The sequence below is a fragment of the Aliivibrio sifiae genome (genome assembly GCF_002954715.1).
GTDB classification, from domain to species: Bacteria; Pseudomonadota; Gammaproteobacteria; order Enterobacterales; family Vibrionaceae; genus Aliivibrio; species Aliivibrio sifiae.
The window spans coordinates 150259-168888 of record NZ_MSCP01000002.1; the positions used below are offsets into that span (position 1 = coordinate 150259).

Consider the following 18630-nt stretch of genomic DNA (forward strand, 5'->3'; position numbering starts at 1 on the left):
GTGATTATGGATAATGATAAAATGGTCGAGCTATTAAACCGGAAAATGCAACGAGAAAAAGCGGCTCGTAAGGCAGCAGAAATGCTGCTTGAGCAGAAGAGCCGTGAGCTATTTATGGCTAAGCAATTAGTGGAAGAAACCTTACTTGTTGTACAAGAAAAAGCAGAAAAAGACGTCGCATTACTCCAATTGAAAGGGTATTTAGACGTTATTTTATTAGATTATAACCAAGCTTTTTTGAAAGCCGAACCGTCAAGTATACTCCTACAGCGTTTGTTGGACGATTTAGCTAGTATTGATGGGATTTCTGCATTATGTCTCACTGTTTTTCCTGAGTTTAACCTCCATGGGCACCTTCAATCTGTATTAATTGCCGGTGAATATTCACAATGTGATGATGAATTAGCGCATTCTAGTGCTGAGTTTAACTGGAGTCAGAATGGGGCCCATATCATTGTTTACTTGCATCATAAGAATGAACGATGCGGTTCACTACAATTTACGTTTAATAATCCACCAAGTAAGACATGGCATCAAACGATTGAAAAGCAATGTCGTTTGTTTTCTGAGATGTTAAGTGCCGCATTTATACGTCAACAACTGCTTGAAAAAACAATGATAGAAAAGCAGAGAGCAGAGAACTCGGAGCAATCAACCCGTGATTTTGTTGCCATGATAAATCATGAGTTACGGACGCCGCTTAATGGGCTTTTAGGATCTGCGGAGTTGATGGAAGACACTGAAATAACGAGTTATCAGCAAACGTTATTAACGACTATTCATCAATCAGGTGAGATGTTAAGGGTGATTATTAATGACCTACTTGACTTTAGTAAAATGAATGCAGGGATGCTTAAGTTAACGAGTATTCAATTTGAACCCGCGATATTGATTCAAACTATTAAACATATTTTTGCTCATCAGATAGAAGAGAAAAGGTTGAGTTTTGTTGTTGATATTGAAAATACATTACCCGTTGAATTGTGGGGCGATGTCGATCGAATTCAACAGATATTAGTAAACTTGATTGGTAACGCGATTAAATTTACGAAAGAAGGTGAGATCCGTTTTTCTATTTCTTGGCATGAAAATGCGTTGCGTTTTATTGTATCGGATAGTGGGTGCGGTATACCACTTGAAAAACAAGCGACATTATTTGATCCATTTACTCAGGTTGATAATTCAAGCCAACGACAGTTTGAAGGTACTGGCTTGGGGCTTTCTATTTGTAAATCACTCGTTGATAAAATGGAGGGTGAGTTAACGTTAAAAAGTGAGTTAGGTAAAGGCGCAGTATTTACGGCTATTATCCCACTAATTGTCGCTTCTGAAAAAAAACTGGAATTGAAAGAATGCACGGATTGTACTCATTCAATTGATGGACTTTCAGTCTTGGCTGTCGAAGACATTAAGATGAACCAAGTCATTTTGAATATGATGTTAGCTAAAGTTAATATACAGCCCGATTTTGCTAATGATGGTCAAGAGGCGTTAGGTTTCTTAGATCAGAAAGAGGTTGAGATTATCTTAATGGATTGCCGAATGCCAATAATGGACGGTTTTGAAACGACCAGAAAATTGAGAGAGCAAGGATACAGTAAACCGATAATTGCCTTGACCGCGGGAACAACATCAACAGAAGTAGACAGCTGTATGAGTGCTGGAATGGATGATATTTTACATAAGCCATATAAAGCAAAAGAGTTAGAGAAAATGCTAATGAAATGGAGTTGTTCTTCTTTTTCTGGTAACAAAAATACATAAAAAAGCCCAACGCTCATTACGAGTGCTGGGCTTTGTCTTTTAAATCAAGCGTTATGCATTTGATTCAGATAACGCGATTTCTGCTTGTTTACTGCTTTCAAGCATTTTACGAATAACAAACGAAGCAACAAATGCGACTACTACCATCACAACAGCAAGTATTGTTAATAACTGGAAGTAACTACCGTAAACCGTTTGCACAAACTCTTGTGTAATCACTTGGCCCTTTTCTTGAGCGATAGAGGTTGAGAATACGGCACCTACGATACCACTCAGAGCGATAGCAACAGAGAATAAGCTTACAGAGAAGTTCTCAATGTGCTTTGGTGCTACAGACAAGATGAATGCGACGACTAAACTACCCACAATAACTTCAGCGAACGCTTGGAAGAAGTGGATAAGTAAGAACACTTCAGGGCGAATAATCGCATCTTCACCAACACCCATAACCGCCATGGTTAAAATACCAAATGCAATTGCCGTTAAGATAAATGCAAAGCCAATTTTCGTTGCTGTTGAAAGGTGAATGTCACGCTTTTCAAGTGCAGAGAAAATCATAGCGATCACAGGACCGGCAATGATACACCATAATGGATTCATTGCCATTGATGCTTCTGGTGCGATAGGAATAAGATCAAACAGATCACCACGCATTGTATTAATGGTTACCATTGTCATTGATGTCATCATTTGACCATAGTAAACAAAGAATGCAGTGGTTAAGGCTGTCATAATAAGGATTGTGCCCATTTTTAACGCATCTGATTTTTCAGATTTAAGCATTAAGAAAATGAAATAACCAATTGCAGCTAAACCAATGGCATAAACGATGTTTTGGCCAATATCCATGTTGGAGAACATGAAGAACACAAGAGCGATCATCGCTGCAGAAGTAACTAAGAATGAAATCCAATTTTTAGAGCTTACTGGCTTCTGATCAATCTCTGCACCTACCGTTAATAGAGATTTACGGAAAATAACTAAAGTAGCTAAAGCGAAAAATGCCAAAATGGAAGATAACAAGAAGCTTCCGTGGAAACCAAGAACAAGCACAAACATTGGGAATAAGTATTGACCCAATAGAGCACCAACGTTATTAACCGAATAGTTTACAGGATAGCAATTCTCAAAGTGTTCTTGAGTATCAAAGGTACGTTTGTAAAGGCTAGGGTAAGACGGCGACATTAAACCACGAGCGTAACTTGCTAATGCGATACCACATAGTGCCATGGGTACATTCGTAGTGTACGAGCCAAGAACCAATAAAGCATAACCCGTAGAAAAGCCAAGATAACTGATCGTTAGTGAGCGATAAGCCCCTAAGAATTTATCAGCAATGAAGCCACCAGCAATAGCAAATAAAGGACCTATTGATGAGAAAGCACCAACCACCATCATGGTATCAGCTTCGCTATAGTTTAGCTCTTCAAGGAAAAAGCGAGTTAAAATGACCATTACGCCATAGAATGATAAGCCAAACATCATTTGGCAAAACATCATGGACTTATTTAGTTTGTTCCACATAAGGATTCTCTTTTAGATAATTACTCTTTGTATTTTACCATCAAAAGAATGTAACAAAGTACGTTATTCTTAAAGTTCCATTATGTAAATAGTGTAAGTAAGGGTATTTTTTAGGGTTTTATTTTATTAAATAGTAATAAATGTTTACATTATGTTCCTATTGATGAGTAAGTAATCAATAGTTAAATGGGAAATAGATGAATCATTCAAAATTTGGATTTCTTGAGTGAGTTCATCTATTTTCTAAATACGAGAACGTAATCGTTAACGTTGAGCTAGTAGGTACTCTAATGCGCCAATAATTGCAGCAACTTGAGCATCATTACACTCTTTATCTGTCACTTTATCACTGTCAGGATAAACTTCTGTTGTCGAAACAAAATCCGCATCGGTTAATCCTGCACATAATCCCAATTTCTTTGTTGGGTAGTTTATTACACCTTCTTGTTCGACATCTGAACCAATGATTTGGTTGTTCTCATCAGGTGGTGCAATGTGCGTTACAGTGCGAACTGAATCGATGATTGCTTTTTGAAATTCAGGCGCAGGCTTATCTGTATCCCCTACAGTATAGAAACCATCAGGAATATAACCTTCGATGTACTCTAATCCATCACGCGCGGCTAATGCAGGGCGAAACTCTGTTTCATCACTGTCGGTCGTTTCATGTAAATCGATATGAGCAAATACAGGCGTTTCTAATGAAGCGACTAATGCCATTAAACCAGCAGACTCTTCTGCTGGTGTGTCAGCGTAGAATGAACGGTTAGGATCGGTTGCTGTAGGATTCCAACGATTAATGACCTCGTAGCCCCAAGGGCTAACACAAGGTGCAACGACAATATTGAACCATTGACTGTAATGTTCTGCTTTAGTGTCTACAAATTGTAAGGCACCATGAACACCTGATGTTTCATAGCCGTGAACACCACCACTGATTAGAAGTGTCGGTTTCGCATTATCCCATTGGCGAGTTTTTATGCATAACAGTGGAAAGCGTGCTTTGTCGTACGATAATGCACCATATTGAGATACATCGAAACGATCAGAAAGCGCATTAATTTTGGTTACTACTTCTTCCTGATAAGAACGTTTGACTGTCATAGTAACAAGCCATGCTGCTTTTTCTTTTTCGTTCCAAGCTTGACCCGGAGTACCAATTGGATAGATGTAATCGTTTTTCATGGAATTTCCTTTATTCTTATGTGGCTTTGATGCCGTAGAGCAAACTGAGACATAATAACACTAATTCAGTTGCTCACGGCTCCATATAATACGATCGCTGCCTCTATAAATTCCGAAATGAATAATGGCTTGAATGGAATCTTCAAATGAGTCATTTCTGTCTGCATCTTGTTGTAGCCAAGGTAATTCAAGCAAAGAAAGAGTTGGGATTACTTTCCCTTGGTTACCATTACCTGGCGCACTAAACGTCATACTTGTTAAGCCATTATTAACGCTAGTGTCAGTCAAACTTGCTGATGTTGTTCCTTTTCCTACTGGTAATGCAGCAGGATCATTTCCTACATCAAAGGTGAAGTAATTCGGTTTTAGAGCCGTGCAATTGTCGCTATTCTTTTCAAAACGTCCTGCAATGTATGATTCTGTTGTTATTTTTGATTCTAAAGATGAAAGTTCAGAACCATAAGAATCAGCCATAGTAATACGTCCCCATTCTTGGCGATGCGTCGATGTGGCAGGGAAATGATAGTTAAGACACGTGCCTGATGAGTTTACTTTATAACAAATGCCATCAGCATCTTTTAAATCATCAGCCGTTAAGGTTAGTGTAATGGCATCATTAGTTGGCGCATGAGGAGCAAAAGGTTTCTTATAGCGTAATTCGGCATCTTGCAGTTGAACTTGATTTTTGTTCGTTAGTTTCACTACATTGCCCGGTTTAGCAAATCCACTACGGCGGTTAAGAATAGATAGACTGTCCGTATCGATAACTTCAATTCCAGAAGGCGCTGCGGCGTACGTTCTAAAATCCCATCCATTGCGGTATAGCCACCAATCACCAATGTTGTAATTTTGAAGCTGTCCACCAGTTTGAGAAAGCGGTGTTATTTCAAGCGTGGGAAGATCATCAAATTCAAAGGTTTGCCCCATGTAAGTATAAGAGCCACAGGCATCGGTAATGCTTGGTTGTTCAGCTGACATTGCAAAATAAGCAGGCGTAAAACGGCCAACACTGCCTGTTGATGCTGATTGAATTTGATAAGCGGTACTGCCAAGATAATTATCTGGCGGTGTTATTGATATATCAAAAACGCCGACTTCACTGATGCTTTGTGTAATGCGATAAGTACCATCTTGTGATGCGATGTGGTTGTATTCATTGACTAATAAATTACCAGCATTACCACCTGATGACGCAATAGGTGCGATCAATTGGTGATCAAGTAACAGCATGTTTTGTGCATAGTTAGGCGTTGTTGGGTTGTTTGCAATATAGATATCACTATCGCTTACCCATGCGTGCGCTTTTACATATAAATTAAATTCTTCTCCTGCATGAGCGAATATGGTGCAAGTTGGATCTTCTGAAGGGCAGCGACTATTCGCCGTTGAATTATTACTGTCAGCCACAAATGCACTCAATCCAAGAGGGAAGCTTACAAAAGTATCACTGCCTCTAATGATTTGTTGCTGAGGTAGAGTGTGTTTTACATTTAATTGTAATTGACCTGCATCAGAGTAATTTAGAGGGAGTTTCGCTTCGTTATTTACAAAATTTAAAGAAACGGACGTTGCTGACGATTCGGTATTTCCTACTGTTTTCCATGCATTATTTTCAACAATAGAGACGGTTGGCGAGCCAATAATATTCGCAGTGTTTGGGTTTATATAATCAGACCATAACTGAATTTGTTTGGTGCCAGTAAAAGTGTTACCACATCCTTTAATCGTCGCATACACAGGTTTATTTGCTAGCTTATCTGGAACAATAAGAGTTAACCCTTCAGGTTTGAACGTTAAAGAACAATTATTCTTACTTAATGACTGACCATTAATACTACACAAGGTATCACTAAATGGTTTGGTTGATGGTTCAGAACTCACAACGCCCAAGGTTACATTACCTTGAGTCGGTTTTCCGATAGATAAATTAGCAACGCCGTTACGCATGGTAATATGATTGCCATTTAACCAGTAACCATCACTGCCTAGATTTGAGGTATTTAAAGTAACATCAACATCATCAGTAAATAAAGTCGAGCAAGATTCATCAGCACAAGCTCGTAAAGTCACATCAGAGACATCACAAGTAGATCCTTCTCCTGAATGATCAAATTCAAAGTGATCTATTTGTTCTCCAATCGGCTTTGAGTACAAAGCACACACTTTGAAGTTGTCGATTTCATGAGTGTTATACAGTTGCCCTGTCGAGCCGGTTAGCGACATGATGAAATTTTCAGGAACCGCTGCTTGATTGTATTGAGGAGCAAGCACGTTGATAGGGCCGATAATTGTGCCAAAACGAGGGCTATCCCCTTTCCATTGGACACTGCGTTCAACTGTGACATTTGCAGTATTCCTGTTTCTTGAATCGATAGTAATACGGTAGCGATGTGTTTTGCTATTGCCGTTATTATTATCAATGTCAGGGGTTACTTTATTACCACTAATATAATTATAACCAGCGAAACTTTGCCCCGAACCTCTTAATACAACAGATTGATCAGTTGAATTTGAATTACGGTTTACTGAGCCGCCTTCTTTAGAGTAGTTACCATATTCATCAAGACCAATACCAAGCCAACCACCAGTAAAACCGGGCTTTACTGCCTCATAGTTTTTTTTGAATCCATAACCTAAAGGCCCACCAAAAGCGCCGGCTTGAGGGGTTATATTTGCATCAGAAAATACAATAGCAAGGCCATCAGCACCATTACCGCCATACGCCATATAATCAAATTCAACTTCAATCTTGTTACCAAGAGCAGGGTAAAGGTATTGATAAGATGATGCGGTAGATTGCGCCCTTTGCGCCTGTGTTAATTGTAAGCGACCATTAATAATTCTAGGGATAAAGTTACCACTACTCGCACTCGTTACCCAATTACTGTCGAGATTTCCATTGTTGAAGTTATCTTCGTAACAGGTCGGTAAGATATTATCTGGGCATGGGTGACGAAATTCATACAATTTATGAATTTGTGCATTACTTAATGCTTGGTCAAAAATATTCACTTCATCGATTAGACCATCAAAGGTACGAGACAAATCATAGTCATTAGCTACTTGTACCGGTTGAGTATTTTCTTTTAGGTGTCGTAATGGTTGCACGTCTTCAACAATCGATTTTACTTCTTGTCCATTAATAAAAATGGATGCTTTATTTCTATTATGTGCGTTATAGCGAATCGCAATATGAGACCAGCGATTTTCAGGAATGCTTTGGGAAGTAGTCAGGTTCATTGGGTAATTGGTGTTTTTTAGTTCCCAATACCAATTGATTTGACCACGAGAATTTAAATGAAATTCATAGTTACCATTTTTAGAAACTATAGTATAGAGCCTACCATTATGTGGATAAGAGCGAGGATTTACCCATGCACTCACTGTAATCTCGTCTTCGTTCGATAATTTACTGTTATGAGGCACTTCAATATATTGTGCCTGAGCGTGGTTAAAGTTGCCGTAACCACAGGTGCCCATTTTATTGATATCAATAGGTAGAGCTGGGTTGTCTTTTCTTGGTTGAGGTGAATTTTTAGTTGTGCCGTTAAAGCCATTTCCTGAGCTATCAAGCACTTCTCCATATGAACCATTCCAACTGTCTTCATCTAGGCGAAGTGATAATACTGGGAAAGCTGTCGGTTCAGGGGGAGTAACTTCATCATTGATACGGCTATCGCCTTCCATAAATAGTTTTTTACTTGAGACTCGTCCATTGATATAGCTATCATTATTTAATGAAAGAAGGCCATTTGCATACACATCACCTTCTAAAGAGGAGTCATTGTTTAGCTGTACATCATTAAATCCAACAACGGTCAGCGACGCACCTTGTTCAAGTGTGATTTTAGTGTCGTTATTCAAAAGAAAATCATAATAAACAAATAAACGTACGTCTCCGGAAATCTTAATATGCGCATCGTCACTGGTTGATATTTGAACGATCCAATAATCACCAGATGATAAGGTGAGGGTTGCGTCGTCTTCAAGAGCTAAACTATTGAGGTAAGTTGTGCCGCTTGAGTTTTTAAAGCTAGCGCGACATGAATTACGGAGTTCAACCTGATTATATTTTCGATTAGTAAATTCCTTTGAACCTGAATGACACTCTCTGTATTTAGAGGAGCTTTGGGTTTGGAAATAACCTAACGCTAAAGAGGGAGTGTTATAACCTGTGATTTCACATGATTGATAACCACCATGGCCATTATCGCAACTGTCACTTGGTAATCCTGCTCCTTTATTACTGGAGCAATAATTTAACGCCGCACCTTGAGTCTCATTAATTTTAGCTGAATTATTGAGTTCTAATTGAGCGTACTGGCAATTTCCATAATAACTTCCGTGCCCTTGAGCAATACCAGGAAAGTAAGTGTCACGATCGATATTTTGAAAAGCGTGTGCATTTAAAGAAAAAAAACATATACCAAGGAAAAACGATAAAAATCCGATTTTAGAAGACAAATTAGCTTGCATCGCGAATACCTACTTCAATAATACGTTGTAAGGTGGTGGAACCAAATTTACATTGAGCTGTACTGACCAACTGGTGGACGACTATCCCAGAATCTAACTTGCCATTATTTGAGCAGGTCACACTTGCGCTGCACTGAGACAAGCCATCGCCTTCAAAGGTATAGGTAACTGCGGTGTCTTTTGGAACGAAGCAGCTGCCTTCACCTGACATATAAAAAGCACTAATATCAAGTTGTACGCCCGATTGGGCAGCCATATTAGTGCGAGTACCCATAACGGCAGTGACTGTATGAGAGTTCACTTTTTGCTGGTTTTTCATCATCATTAGAGCAATAAAAGCCACAACAACAAGAATAAATACAGTAAGAATTAGGGCTGAGCCTTGTGAGCGACTAGGGCGTGTTGAAGATAAGAACATCATGATCTAATCTCACCTCTTCGTTATTATCGCTAAAAATAAATTGCAACTTAATTAAACCATTACGAACTAAAGAAGGATGCTCTATTTGGAATGAGGCAGTTTTGATATTGTCTGACATCAATTGACGTTTTCCGCTAGATAACCCAGTAGGGGATAATTCGCTACGCGATAATGGATAATCTGAATATCTAAATAGTTGAGACCCTTCTAAACAGTAAGCAAGTGGCGTTCGATACATATATAAACGATGGGCTGGTGAGTTGACCTCAAAACTCGTTGTTTGAGTTAAGGGAACATTGACCATTGTTGCATTCTCACCAGCGGTAAAGTCCACATCTTGTTTAACTTGAGCCATTCGTCCAGTACCATTTGTAGGAAGTGCAGATAATAAATTTGCTGCAGAGGTTGGCATGACAACCAGTCTGTCACCAAGTTTGATGGCTCTTTCTGGTAAAACCCGAACAGAAGTTGAACTCATTGGCGTTATTGGTAGACTTTCATAAACAGCAGTATTGACTATAGGTAACCACTCAATGCAGGTTTCTGTAGAGTTAACCTGAAGGCTATTTGGAACTGCGTCGCGGATCTCCTTATGCATGCGCTCTGTGACAAAGCGACCTTGGAGGATAAGTTCTTCTCTGTCAGTAGTATCAGCATACATTGTCATACTGTGTTGGATTATGGCACCAAGAGAAAGGCCAATGACGGCAAGTAATACAATTGAAATCGTCATCTCAATTAGAGTGAATCCACGATTAGATAAGCGCATTAAAAATTGCCTCTAATAACAGAGAACACATAATGTTGCCCACTTGGATCCGTCACATCAACAACAATACGCTTGCTGTTACCTGAAATAACATCAGGAACGCCATCCAGTTTTCTATTGATATTAGCATCATAGAAAACACGAATAGAAATAGAAAAATTCGGGTAGATTTGAGCTAAATCATCGCCTAATACATTTCTAACGCTGCCTGATAATCCATTAAAATCATCGACATCGTTAAATAAGGTGCGATCGGGAATACCATTGATAATCTCGGCAGGATCAGGACCTAGCTGAGCGGGAACTGTGCAGGTTTTACCTAATAGACTATTACATTCAGGTACTCCGCCATTTGGGCCGCTGTTCTCATCGTATTTGCGTCCGATGATTTCATCCATTACCGCAGCGCCTAACTCTGCCGCTTTAGTTGAATGAATAAGTTGAGCGCTGTCTTGAGCGCGTGGAAATAGCAATACAGTTAATGTCATCAATGCAAAACTAATCAGAATAATTGAAAGCACAATAGAGATTAAACTAAAGCCTGTTTGTTGATTAGCATGCATGGATATAGCCTTCCGTCTCAATACATATTTTTTGTGTTGATATACCATAAATAATTATTTCACAGCGCGTATTTGAGCATTGTTTAACTCTTCCTATTGAATCGAAATCTAATGCATAAGGTGTAGTTGGCGTGATTAAATTTGAATCAACCTTTAATGCAAAAATAGCATTATATTTTGCTAGCGAAGCAACGTAAGTGACATCTTGATTTTCAAGATATTCATCACTTTTTTGTGTATTAGGGAATGCAGTTGAGCAATTATCTGGTTTTTTATCTAGGTCGATTTGCTGTGCTCTATGTTCGTTAATTAACCAGCGATTACAAAAACCGTTTCTATTCATAGCTCGGATTTGTGTTAAGCGTAGTGAATGCAGTAATTCTGTTTTTAATGTTTGCGTCGATACGCTACTAATTCCGGAGAAATAGCTATTAGCACTGAGAGATACGATTGAGATTAAAACGATGACCGCAATAAGCTCAATTAAGGTGAATCCATGTATATGATTACGAGGCATTTTTTTCGTTACAAAACATTAACCGTATGAAAGTTTGACAGTCTACGGATAAAAGTTTTTAAGAGAAGTAAAATAAGCATAAATTTAGTGAGTACTTTCCTATTTTTATGTATATCCAATGTGAAGCATTTTCATATTCACAGTGTTTATTTGCGAGTTGCTTCAAATAATTTCCGATAATGCTTTATTGCTCACTTTTTGTTAACAGTCAATAAGTATTTTTTATAATCTGTATAAGATCTCGGTTTTGTTTGTTTTATTTGGCTTTGATTGACTTTAAAAAGAATTATTTTTCTCGGAATCTTGTCGTTGAGGTAAGTTTAATTAAATAAAGAGTTGTGATCGTGGCGATGAAGTTTGTACGCTCTACATGTCTTATTAGAGCGGTACAAACGGCGTGTATTTTGTAAAACGTTTTACTGATTGAGTTGAGTATTTACTAGTGTGGAAATTGAGGTGTTCAACCATTTTAATAGAGGGTCATTACGCCATTTTACTGCATATACAAACCCAAAATTACCCTGTGGTGTGTCTAATTTATTATCAAATTCAATATAACTAAAACGTTCTTCAAGGCTTTGTGCTAAGTGCTTAGAGCAAGGTAAGAGCATGTCTGATTGCTCAATTGCCTGTAAAATAATATTTAAATGTGAGCTACGCAGTTTAATGGACGGCATGATATCCATTGGTGTTAATATACGAGAAAGGTGGTCTTTTTTATCATTCCAATCTTGTATAACGTGAATGGCAATTGGGTAATGTTGGAAGTCTATTGCACTCATGACCTTACCAACATGTTCATGTTCTTTTCTACATACTAATACAAAAGAATCGATGCCTCCTTTTTTCTGTATTAAATGTTTCGGTAATTCCATAGGGAAGTAATTAATACCGTATTGCACGTTTCCTGCGGCGATATCATCAGGAGATGATTCAGTCCAATCAACAATGGTTAAAGATAGGTTTGGAGCAATGTGTGATATATGTTGAATTAAAATAGGCGCAAACCATTGAGCTATTGAAGAATTCATTGCAATAATGACATTACTTGATGCTGCTAGCGGTTCAAAAGGTTCGGCATTCCACATCAGTTCATCAATATCATTAAAAATGGCAGGAAGCGCTTGCGCTAATGCTTCTGCTTTAATGGTTAATTCAAAGCGTCCACTCTTTCTAATTAATAAATCATCTTGAAATAAATCACGCAGTTTACGAAGTGAACGGCTAATGGCTGATTGGCTTGTATGTAATCTTTCTGCGGTAATTGTAGTACTGCGAGTCTCTAATAAGATGGTTAAAATTCGCAATAAATTTAAATCAAAATTCTTCATTTAACATATCCATACTGATTTTAGGTTTAAGGCACTATATCAAATTAGATATAATCCGTATCAAAACTTGCTATTCGTTTTTTGTGGTTAGAGTTTTTATAGTGTAACGACTTAGTTGCGAACACGTTGGAGTAATAGAATGAAATTAAAACATATGATCGGTGCTGCTTGTTTAGTTGTTGGTAGTACAAATGCAGCATTTGCGCAGATCCCAGAGAAACTTGCAGAAGATGCATATCTTTATGCTTATTCAATGGATGAAGCGTACCAGTTTTTTTATGAAACAGCGGTAAAGTCTGATTATCCATTAAATCGTTTTCAAAATATTCGCAATTTGGCGGATGATACTTATACAGCGCATCCAACCATTAACAATGACACATTACATTTAATGGGTTGGTTAGATGTAGCGCAAGAACCGATTATTGTTAGTGTACCGAATATGAACGATGACAGGTATTGGATCCTTCATACTATGGACATGGGTCATTATACAGACAGTATGTTTGGTTCTCGTACTCGCGGTAAAGAAGGTGGACAGTTTATGTATGCTTCACCGACATGGAAAGGTGAAGTACCAGCTTCTGTTGATGAAGTGGTTAGAGTGGACTCAAATTTTGTGAAGCTGATGGGGAGAATCATGGCAAATGGTCCAGAAGATACTAAAATTGCTCAGTCGTATATGGACCAATGGAACATTCGAACATTATCTGAATACCTTGGTAAGAATGGACCAAAACCATTGGTTCGCCATTATCCAGATCCAGCGACATCTACATGGTTAGAAACAACAAACTTTGTACTGTGTGAAGGAAATTTAGCTCAGGCAGATAAACAGTGGTTACAACAATACAAATCAGTCGGCTTAGAAGCTTGTAAATATGAGTTCAATAATGAACAACTTAAAATGCAAACTATTGGTAAAGAGCAAGGTTTGAAACGTATCGCGGAATTATCAAATAAAGTAACAGATGCTCGTTTAATTTTAGGTACGCGCAAAAGTTTGGGTGATTCTAAACGTGGTATTTTCTCTGTTGGAACTTATGTTGGTCAGTGGGGCTTACCACCAGAAGAAGCTGCTTATCGTAAATTAGAAAAAGATCCTCAAGGCAATAAGTTAAATGGCGCAAAACACAGTTACACCATGCGCTTTAAAGCCCCTGATGTGAGTGAGTTTTGGTCAGTGACTGTTTATGGTGCTGATAATCGTTTAATGGCAAAAAATGATTTAAACAGACATAGCCGAGGAGATCGAACGTTAACCGCTGACAAAGATGGATACTACACTATCACGTTAAGTGCAGATGAGAAGGCAAACAAAAATAAATCGAATTATCTTCCGATCCCTGAAAAAAATTTCTATTTAGTTATGCGCCTATATGGTGCGAGTGAATCGGTACAAAAAGGGGATTATCAAATGCCTGAAGCGACGATTTCAAAATAATATAGGAATAGAATCATGAAATTAAATAGAATTTGCTTATTATTACCATTTGCTTTGTTGATGAGTGGTTGCCAAAGTACGAATGCTGCTGAAAATAATCAAGATGATATCTTACCTCCATCATTATCTTATGAACAAGGAGCAAAAGGGCCTACAGGTTCAATTATGACAGAAGGTTATGCAAGAGCCGTTGCAAATTATGCATATGCTTGGGGTTGGCCGATGGTCAATATGCATAACCGTCGTGAAGCCTTTAAGTTAGTGCCATATCAAGGGTATTTAGGTGGTGCAATGCCTGCCGCTCCTATTAATTATTTAACTATGTTGTCTGATTATATTTCACCCAATATGCGAGACATTGCTCACCCTAATCAAGATGTTGTATATGGGCTTGGTATGCTATCTCTGGATAAAGAGCCCGTTGTAATACAGGTTCCTGATTTTGGTGAACGCTTTTGGACTGTAATGGCTGAAGATCAAAGAACGGATAGTTTTGCGCAGTTAAGTAGTATTTATGGTTCTAAACCGGGGTTTTATATGATTGTGTCGCCTGAATGGGATGGTGAGATACCTAAAGGTATTAATCAAGTATTCCGTTCATCAACAGATCTTGCCGTCGTTATTCCACGTGTCTTTATGAATGATACAGCAGAAGATCGAAAAGCAATTCAACCTTTAGTGAATCAACTAGCTACTTACCCGTTGTCTGAATTTACAGGAACCATGAAAATTACAGACTGGAAAACATTGCCAGATATTCCTGAAGAAAAACAGACTAAGTCTGAGAAAAAATGGGTTAATCCAAATACGTTCTTTAGTGCAGAACAACTTGGCAGAGTGTTAGAAGAAGTCCCACCTCTTTCTGGTGAGGAAGCGATGTACGCGCAATTTCAAGAGTTATTAGTACAAGCCAAAGGTAATCAAGAGTTACAAGACATTTTGAACGATGTTGCTAACAAAGCAGAAACGGACATGGTAGATCCGTTATTCCGTTTAGAGAATGTAGGTAAAGAGATTAATAATTACTGGACCCGTCCGCAGGATAATGGGCGATTTGGTACTGATTATTTAACACGATTAGCAGTAGCTAAATCAAACATTTTTACTAATGATGTTACAGAAACCAGTTACCTTTACCAGTATAAGGATGGTAGTGGAGCTCGTATAAATGGAAATAACAATTATACGTTAACTTTTAAAAAGGGAGAGCTTCCTCCTGTGAAAGGCTTTTGGTCTTTAACTATGTATAACGCTAATCATTTCTTTGTATCAAATGATATTAAACGTTACTCAATTGGCACTAAGAATAAAGAGATGAAATACAATAAAGATGGTTCATTAACTATATATATTCAAAATAAAAAGCCGACTGAAGATAAGGTAGGTAATTGGTTACCTGCACCAAAAGATGATATAGCGATGACAATTCGTGCTTATGGTCCAAAAGACACAATGTTAAGTGGTGCTTGGCAACCACCTGCTGTTGTTAAAGTAAAATAACTATAATTTTTAAATTTGATAATCCCCACTCAAATATGAGTGGGGATTTTTTATTGGTCTGTAGAAGTATTATTGAGCTATCACTTTACCCTCACGGCGAGGATCAGCAGCACCCACAAGAGAATTCCCTTGCAGTTTAATCGCTTGAACCCCTGAGTTTAGCTCCTTAACTTGGATGGTAAATCCAAGCTTTTCTAACTTAGGAACCCATACTTCAGCGGTGGTGTCTTTTTCTATTTCAAATGCCCCAAATCGATTATTCATATTAGGTAAATCGATGGCTTGTTGTAGGTTTAAGCCCCAATCAAGATGAGCAACTAGAGTCTTAGCCACATAACCAATGATTTGACTGCCTCCCGGAGAACCAATCGCCATGTACGGTTTGTTGTTTTCCATGACAATGGTGGGTGCCATAGATGAACGTGGACGTTTCCCCGGTTCAATGCGGTTGGCAATAGGTACGCCATCAACTTGGCTGCGGAAAGAGAAATCGGTTAATTCATTATTTAATAAGAACCCACCGACCATTAAACGAGAGCCAAATCCATTTTCTATTGTGGTGGTAATTGAAACCACATTACGGTCTCTATCGACAATGGATAAATGACTGGTTGAAGGTAACTCAATCGCTTCATCTAATGCGTAATTCTTGGCATGAGACCACGGAGGTGATCCCGCAGAGGTTTTCGTTAATGCCTCTTTCCCTTTGAGTAATTCAGCGCGTTTTTCTAAATAATTGCTATCTAATAAGCCTTGAGTTGGCATTGGCACATAGTCACTGTCGGCCATGTATTTACCGCGATCAGCAAAAGCTAGGCGAGAAGCATCCCCTAATAACCTCCAACTTTGCACATTGTCTTTACCCATGCTAGAAATTGGATAATGGCTTAATACTCCCATTATTTGTCCAAGCGTCAATGCCCCTGAACTTGGCGGCCCCATCCCACAAATAGAGTATTGGCGATAAGGAGCACAAACCGGTTCACGCTCTTTTACTTGATAAGCAGTAAAATCGATTAGATTAAGTACCCCAGGGTTTGAGGTCTCATTTCTTACAGTGTTAACAATATCTTGTGCAATTTTGCCTTGATAAAAAGCCTTTGCGCCTTGCTCTGAAATTACTTGTAATGTTTTGGCATAATCAGGATTTTTAAGTTGTTGTCCTGCCTTAATTGGAGAACCGTCTTGATTAAAGAAGTAGGTTTTAGCGGCAGGAGAGCGTTGTAGAAACTCTTGGTCATTATCAACCAATTTTGCTAAACGAGGACTTACGGTGAATCCATTAGTTGCAAGCTCAATAGCTGGTTCAAACAAGGCTTTCCAATCCAGTTTACCTAGTTTTTGATGAGTATCCCACATCAATTTTATTGTGCCAGGAGTACCAACAGATCGCCCCCCGACTACGGCATCATAAAACTTAAGAGGTTGGCCTTTGTCATCTTGAAATAATTGAGGCGTCACTTCTAATGGTGCTGTCTCTCGCCCATCAAAGGTTGTGAGTTCTTGCTGTTTTCCATCCCAATATACAAGAAATGCACCGCCCCCAATACCTGATGATTGCGGCTCTACTAGCCCAAGAACCAATTGCGTTGCAACCATGGCATCAATCGCATTACCACCTTTACGTAGCATCTTAGCCCCCGCTTCACTGGCATAAGGGTTTGCAGAGGCGATCATCCACTCTTTTCCTTCAACGAGGTTCTGCTTGGTTAAGCCCGTTGCGGCTTCAGGGGCGACATTATCGGTCGTTTGAGCTGCAAATAAGGTTGGGACCATAAGAGAGGTTGAAACCAGTAACGCAAGAGTTGATGCTTTCCATCGCATAGGAATTCCTTAATTGTATTGGTAAGGTATTGGTAAAAGTGCAGAGATGTAAAATGAAGCCAGAAAAAGAGTGGCAGAGAAAATAAATGACGTCGAATAAGTTATAAGTGTTCTTGGTAGGTGTTCACATTTTAAACGAATTTGTCGTAGCAATCTTACCAGTTGAAGACGCAACTCCGATAGACATCACATCAATCAAGCATATCGCTCTTTGTTCCTCATATTAAGGGTGATAATTGAATGAAAAATACCCTATTATTGTTTGATATTGTGCTTATGGATGAACTTAATGAATCAAATGGATTTTTTGCGATGTGCCAGTGTTGGAGTACTTTTCAGCCTTACCGGCTGTTCGTCAAATTCTGTCAGTGATATTGATAGGATTGAAGAACCAAGCATGTTAACAAAGCAAACCTTACATATTGAAGGTTTAAAACACTGTAATAATGCCAATGATGACAGTATTCACTTAAACCCAGATGAGCCATTAACGGTTATTGTTCATGGCTGCTTCGCTTCTGCAGGTCAATTTAAAACCTTAGCGGATGTTTATGGTTTATATGATCAACAAGCTATCTGTTTTGAATATGATGACAGAAAAAGTTTAGAAGAAACCTCTGGGGAGCTTGTTTCTGCTTTAAATCAATTATCAGATGAAAACCCTGAACAACCTCTGCATATTATTGGCCATAGCCAAGGTGGATTGGTAGCTCGTAGAGCACTTACGGTTGATAGAGAAGATGAGAAAAAAGTCGCCACAAAACAACTGCAACTTACCACTGTATCTTCCCCATTTAATGGCATTGAAATATCGTCACATTGTGGCATGACTTCTCTACGGATTTTGTCTTTGGGGATTGTTGATTTGATCTGTTATGCAGTGACGGGAGAAAAGTATCAACAGATCCCACCAAACGCAGATTTTATTGAACAACCGGGTGATCTTCTTTCTTCTGTTTCTCAGCATTTAGTGATAAAAACGGATGAGCGTAATACGTGTCGAAGAACGAATGATGAGGGAATATGCGTCGAAGATGATTACGTTTTTAGCGTTAATGAACAGTCGAATCAAGAAGTGGATGATATTGTTAATGCGAATCCAATAACGGTGCAAGCAGGTCATGTTGAAATTGTTGGTAGTGGAGATTCTGTTCCGACGGATTTAATTGATATTTTAAAAGATCAAAAATTGCTGATTGATAATGGAAAAATTGACCAAGTAGAGCAAGCCCGTTTAGTTGAACAGCTTTATTTTCAAGAAGAAAGTTTTAATCAGTCTATATTGAAATAAATAGGGTGGCATAAATACCAC

Annotated in this window: 13 protein-coding genes; 4 read left to right on the forward strand and 9 right to left on the reverse strand. The window is 38.5% G+C overall.

The window, feature by feature from the left end:
- Positions 1-6: 6 nt before the first annotated feature.
- On the forward strand, positions 7-1764 hold the full coding sequence (locus BTO23_RS12040; RefSeq protein WP_105063632.1) for an ATP-binding protein: 1758 nt from the start codon (positions 7-9) through the stop codon (positions 1762-1764).
- Between the two features lie 51 nt (positions 1765-1815).
- Here the strand turns inward: BTO23_RS12040 and BTO23_RS12045 are convergent, their stop codons facing one another.
- The 8 genes from BTO23_RS12045 to BTO23_RS12080 all read right to left on the reverse strand — a co-directional run bounded on the left by BTO23_RS12045 (position 1816) and on the right by BTO23_RS12080 (position 12550).
- Positions 1816-3288: a peptide MFS transporter gene (locus tag BTO23_RS12045; RefSeq protein ID WP_105063633.1), complete on the reverse strand. Its 1473-nt coding sequence runs from the start codon at positions 3286-3288 to the stop codon at positions 1816-1818.
- A gap of 264 nt (positions 3289-3552) precedes the next feature.
- Entirely contained in the window at positions 3553-4473 is a 921-nt protein-coding gene (locus tag BTO23_RS12050; RefSeq protein WP_060991975.1) for a M14 family metallopeptidase, read from the reverse strand.
- Between the two features lie 60 nt (positions 4474-4533).
- Positions 4534-8949, reverse strand: coding sequence for a DUF6701 domain-containing protein (locus BTO23_RS12055; RefSeq protein ID WP_105063634.1), 4416 nt, complete (start codon positions 8947-8949; stop codon positions 4534-4536).
- The gene (locus BTO23_RS12060) at positions 8939-9370 is read right to left on the reverse strand and encodes a hypothetical protein (RefSeq protein WP_060991977.1); all 432 of its coding nucleotides are present in this window, start codon (positions 9368-9370) and stop codon (positions 8939-8941) included. The genes BTO23_RS12055 and BTO23_RS12060 overlap by 11 nt, the downstream gene beginning before the upstream one ends.
- The gene (locus BTO23_RS12065; protein ID WP_060991978.1) at positions 9342-10139 is read right to left on the reverse strand and encodes a PulJ/GspJ family protein; all 798 of its coding nucleotides are present in this window, start codon (positions 10137-10139) and stop codon (positions 9342-9344) included. Before BTO23_RS12065 ends, BTO23_RS12060 begins: the two co-directional genes overlap by 29 nt.
- On the reverse strand, positions 10139-10702 hold the full coding sequence (locus tag BTO23_RS12070) for a hypothetical protein (RefSeq protein WP_061003402.1): 564 nt from the start codon (positions 10700-10702) through the stop codon (positions 10139-10141). Before BTO23_RS12070 ends, BTO23_RS12065 begins: the two co-directional genes overlap by 1 nt.
- Complete coding sequence (locus BTO23_RS12075) at positions 10692-11219, reverse strand: pilus assembly FimT family protein (protein ID WP_105063635.1); 528 nt, start codon at positions 11217-11219, stop codon at positions 10692-10694. Before BTO23_RS12075 ends, BTO23_RS12070 begins: the two co-directional genes overlap by 11 nt.
- A gap of 416 nt (positions 11220-11635) precedes the next feature.
- Complete coding sequence (locus tag BTO23_RS12080) at positions 11636-12550, reverse strand: LysR family transcriptional regulator (protein WP_105063636.1); 915 nt, start codon at positions 12548-12550, stop codon at positions 11636-11638.
- Between the two features lie 139 nt (positions 12551-12689).
- Between BTO23_RS12080 and BTO23_RS12085 the strand changes: the two genes are divergently transcribed.
- Positions 12690-13994, forward strand: a complete 1305-nt coding sequence (locus tag BTO23_RS12085; RefSeq protein ID WP_105063637.1) for a DUF1254 domain-containing protein — start codon at positions 12690-12692, stop codon at positions 13992-13994.
- A gap of 15 nt (positions 13995-14009) precedes the next feature.
- Positions 14010-15494, forward strand: coding sequence for a DUF1254 domain-containing protein (locus BTO23_RS12090; protein ID WP_105063638.1), 1485 nt, complete (start codon positions 14010-14012; stop codon positions 15492-15494).
- 69 nt (positions 15495-15563) lie between these two features.
- Here BTO23_RS12090 and ggt read toward each other — a convergent pair whose 3' ends face one another.
- The gene (ggt, locus tag BTO23_RS12095; protein ID WP_105063639.1) at positions 15564-17318 is read right to left on the reverse strand and encodes a gamma-glutamyltransferase; all 1755 of its coding nucleotides are present in this window, start codon (positions 17316-17318) and stop codon (positions 15564-15566) included.
- A gap of 289 nt (positions 17319-17607) precedes the next feature.
- Between ggt and BTO23_RS12100 the strand changes: the two genes are divergently transcribed.
- The gene (locus BTO23_RS12100) at positions 17608-18609 is read left to right on the forward strand and encodes an esterase/lipase family protein (protein WP_105063640.1); all 1002 of its coding nucleotides are present in this window, start codon (positions 17608-17610) and stop codon (positions 18607-18609) included.
- Positions 18610-18630 lie beyond the last annotated feature (21 nt).

Coding starts and splice junctions, on each gene's coding strand:
- ggt (WP_105063639.1), bottom strand. CDS start 17,318: ATGCGATGGAAAGCATCAACTCTTGCGTTACTGGTTTCAACCTCTCTT.
- BTO23_RS12040 (WP_105063632.1), top strand. CDS start 7: ATGGATAATGATAAAATGGTCGAGCTATTAAACCGGAAAATGCAACGA.
- BTO23_RS12080 (WP_105063636.1), bottom strand. CDS start 12,550: ATGAAGAATTTTGATTTAAATTTATTGCGAATTTTAACCATCTTATTA.
- BTO23_RS12075 (WP_105063635.1), bottom strand. CDS start 11,219: ATGCCTCGTAATCATATACATGGATTCACCTTAATTGAGCTTATTGCG.
- BTO23_RS12090 (WP_105063638.1), top strand. CDS start 14,010: ATGAAATTAAATAGAATTTGCTTATTATTACCATTTGCTTTGTTGATG.
- BTO23_RS12055 (WP_105063634.1), bottom strand. CDS start 8,949: ATGCAAGCTAATTTGTCTTCTAAAATCGGATTTTTATCGTTTTTCCTT.
- BTO23_RS12050 (WP_060991975.1), bottom strand. CDS start 4,473: ATGAAAAACGATTACATCTATCCAATTGGTACTCCGGGTCAAGCTTGG.
- BTO23_RS12065 (WP_060991978.1), bottom strand. CDS start 10,139: ATGCGCTTATCTAATCGTGGATTCACTCTAATTGAGATGACGATTTCA.
- BTO23_RS12085 (WP_105063637.1), top strand. CDS start 12,690: ATGAAATTAAAACATATGATCGGTGCTGCTTGTTTAGTTGTTGGTAGT.
- BTO23_RS12060 (WP_060991977.1), bottom strand. CDS start 9,370: ATGATGTTCTTATCTTCAACACGCCCTAGTCGCTCACAAGGCTCAGCC.
- BTO23_RS12045 (WP_105063633.1), bottom strand. CDS start 3,288: ATGTGGAACAAACTAAATAAGTCCATGATGTTTTGCCAAATGATGTTT.
- BTO23_RS12070 (WP_061003402.1), bottom strand. CDS start 10,702: ATGCATGCTAATCAACAAACAGGCTTTAGTTTAATCTCTATTGTGCTT.
- BTO23_RS12100 (WP_105063640.1), top strand. CDS start 17,608: ATGAATCAAATGGATTTTTTGCGATGTGCCAGTGTTGGAGTACTTTTC.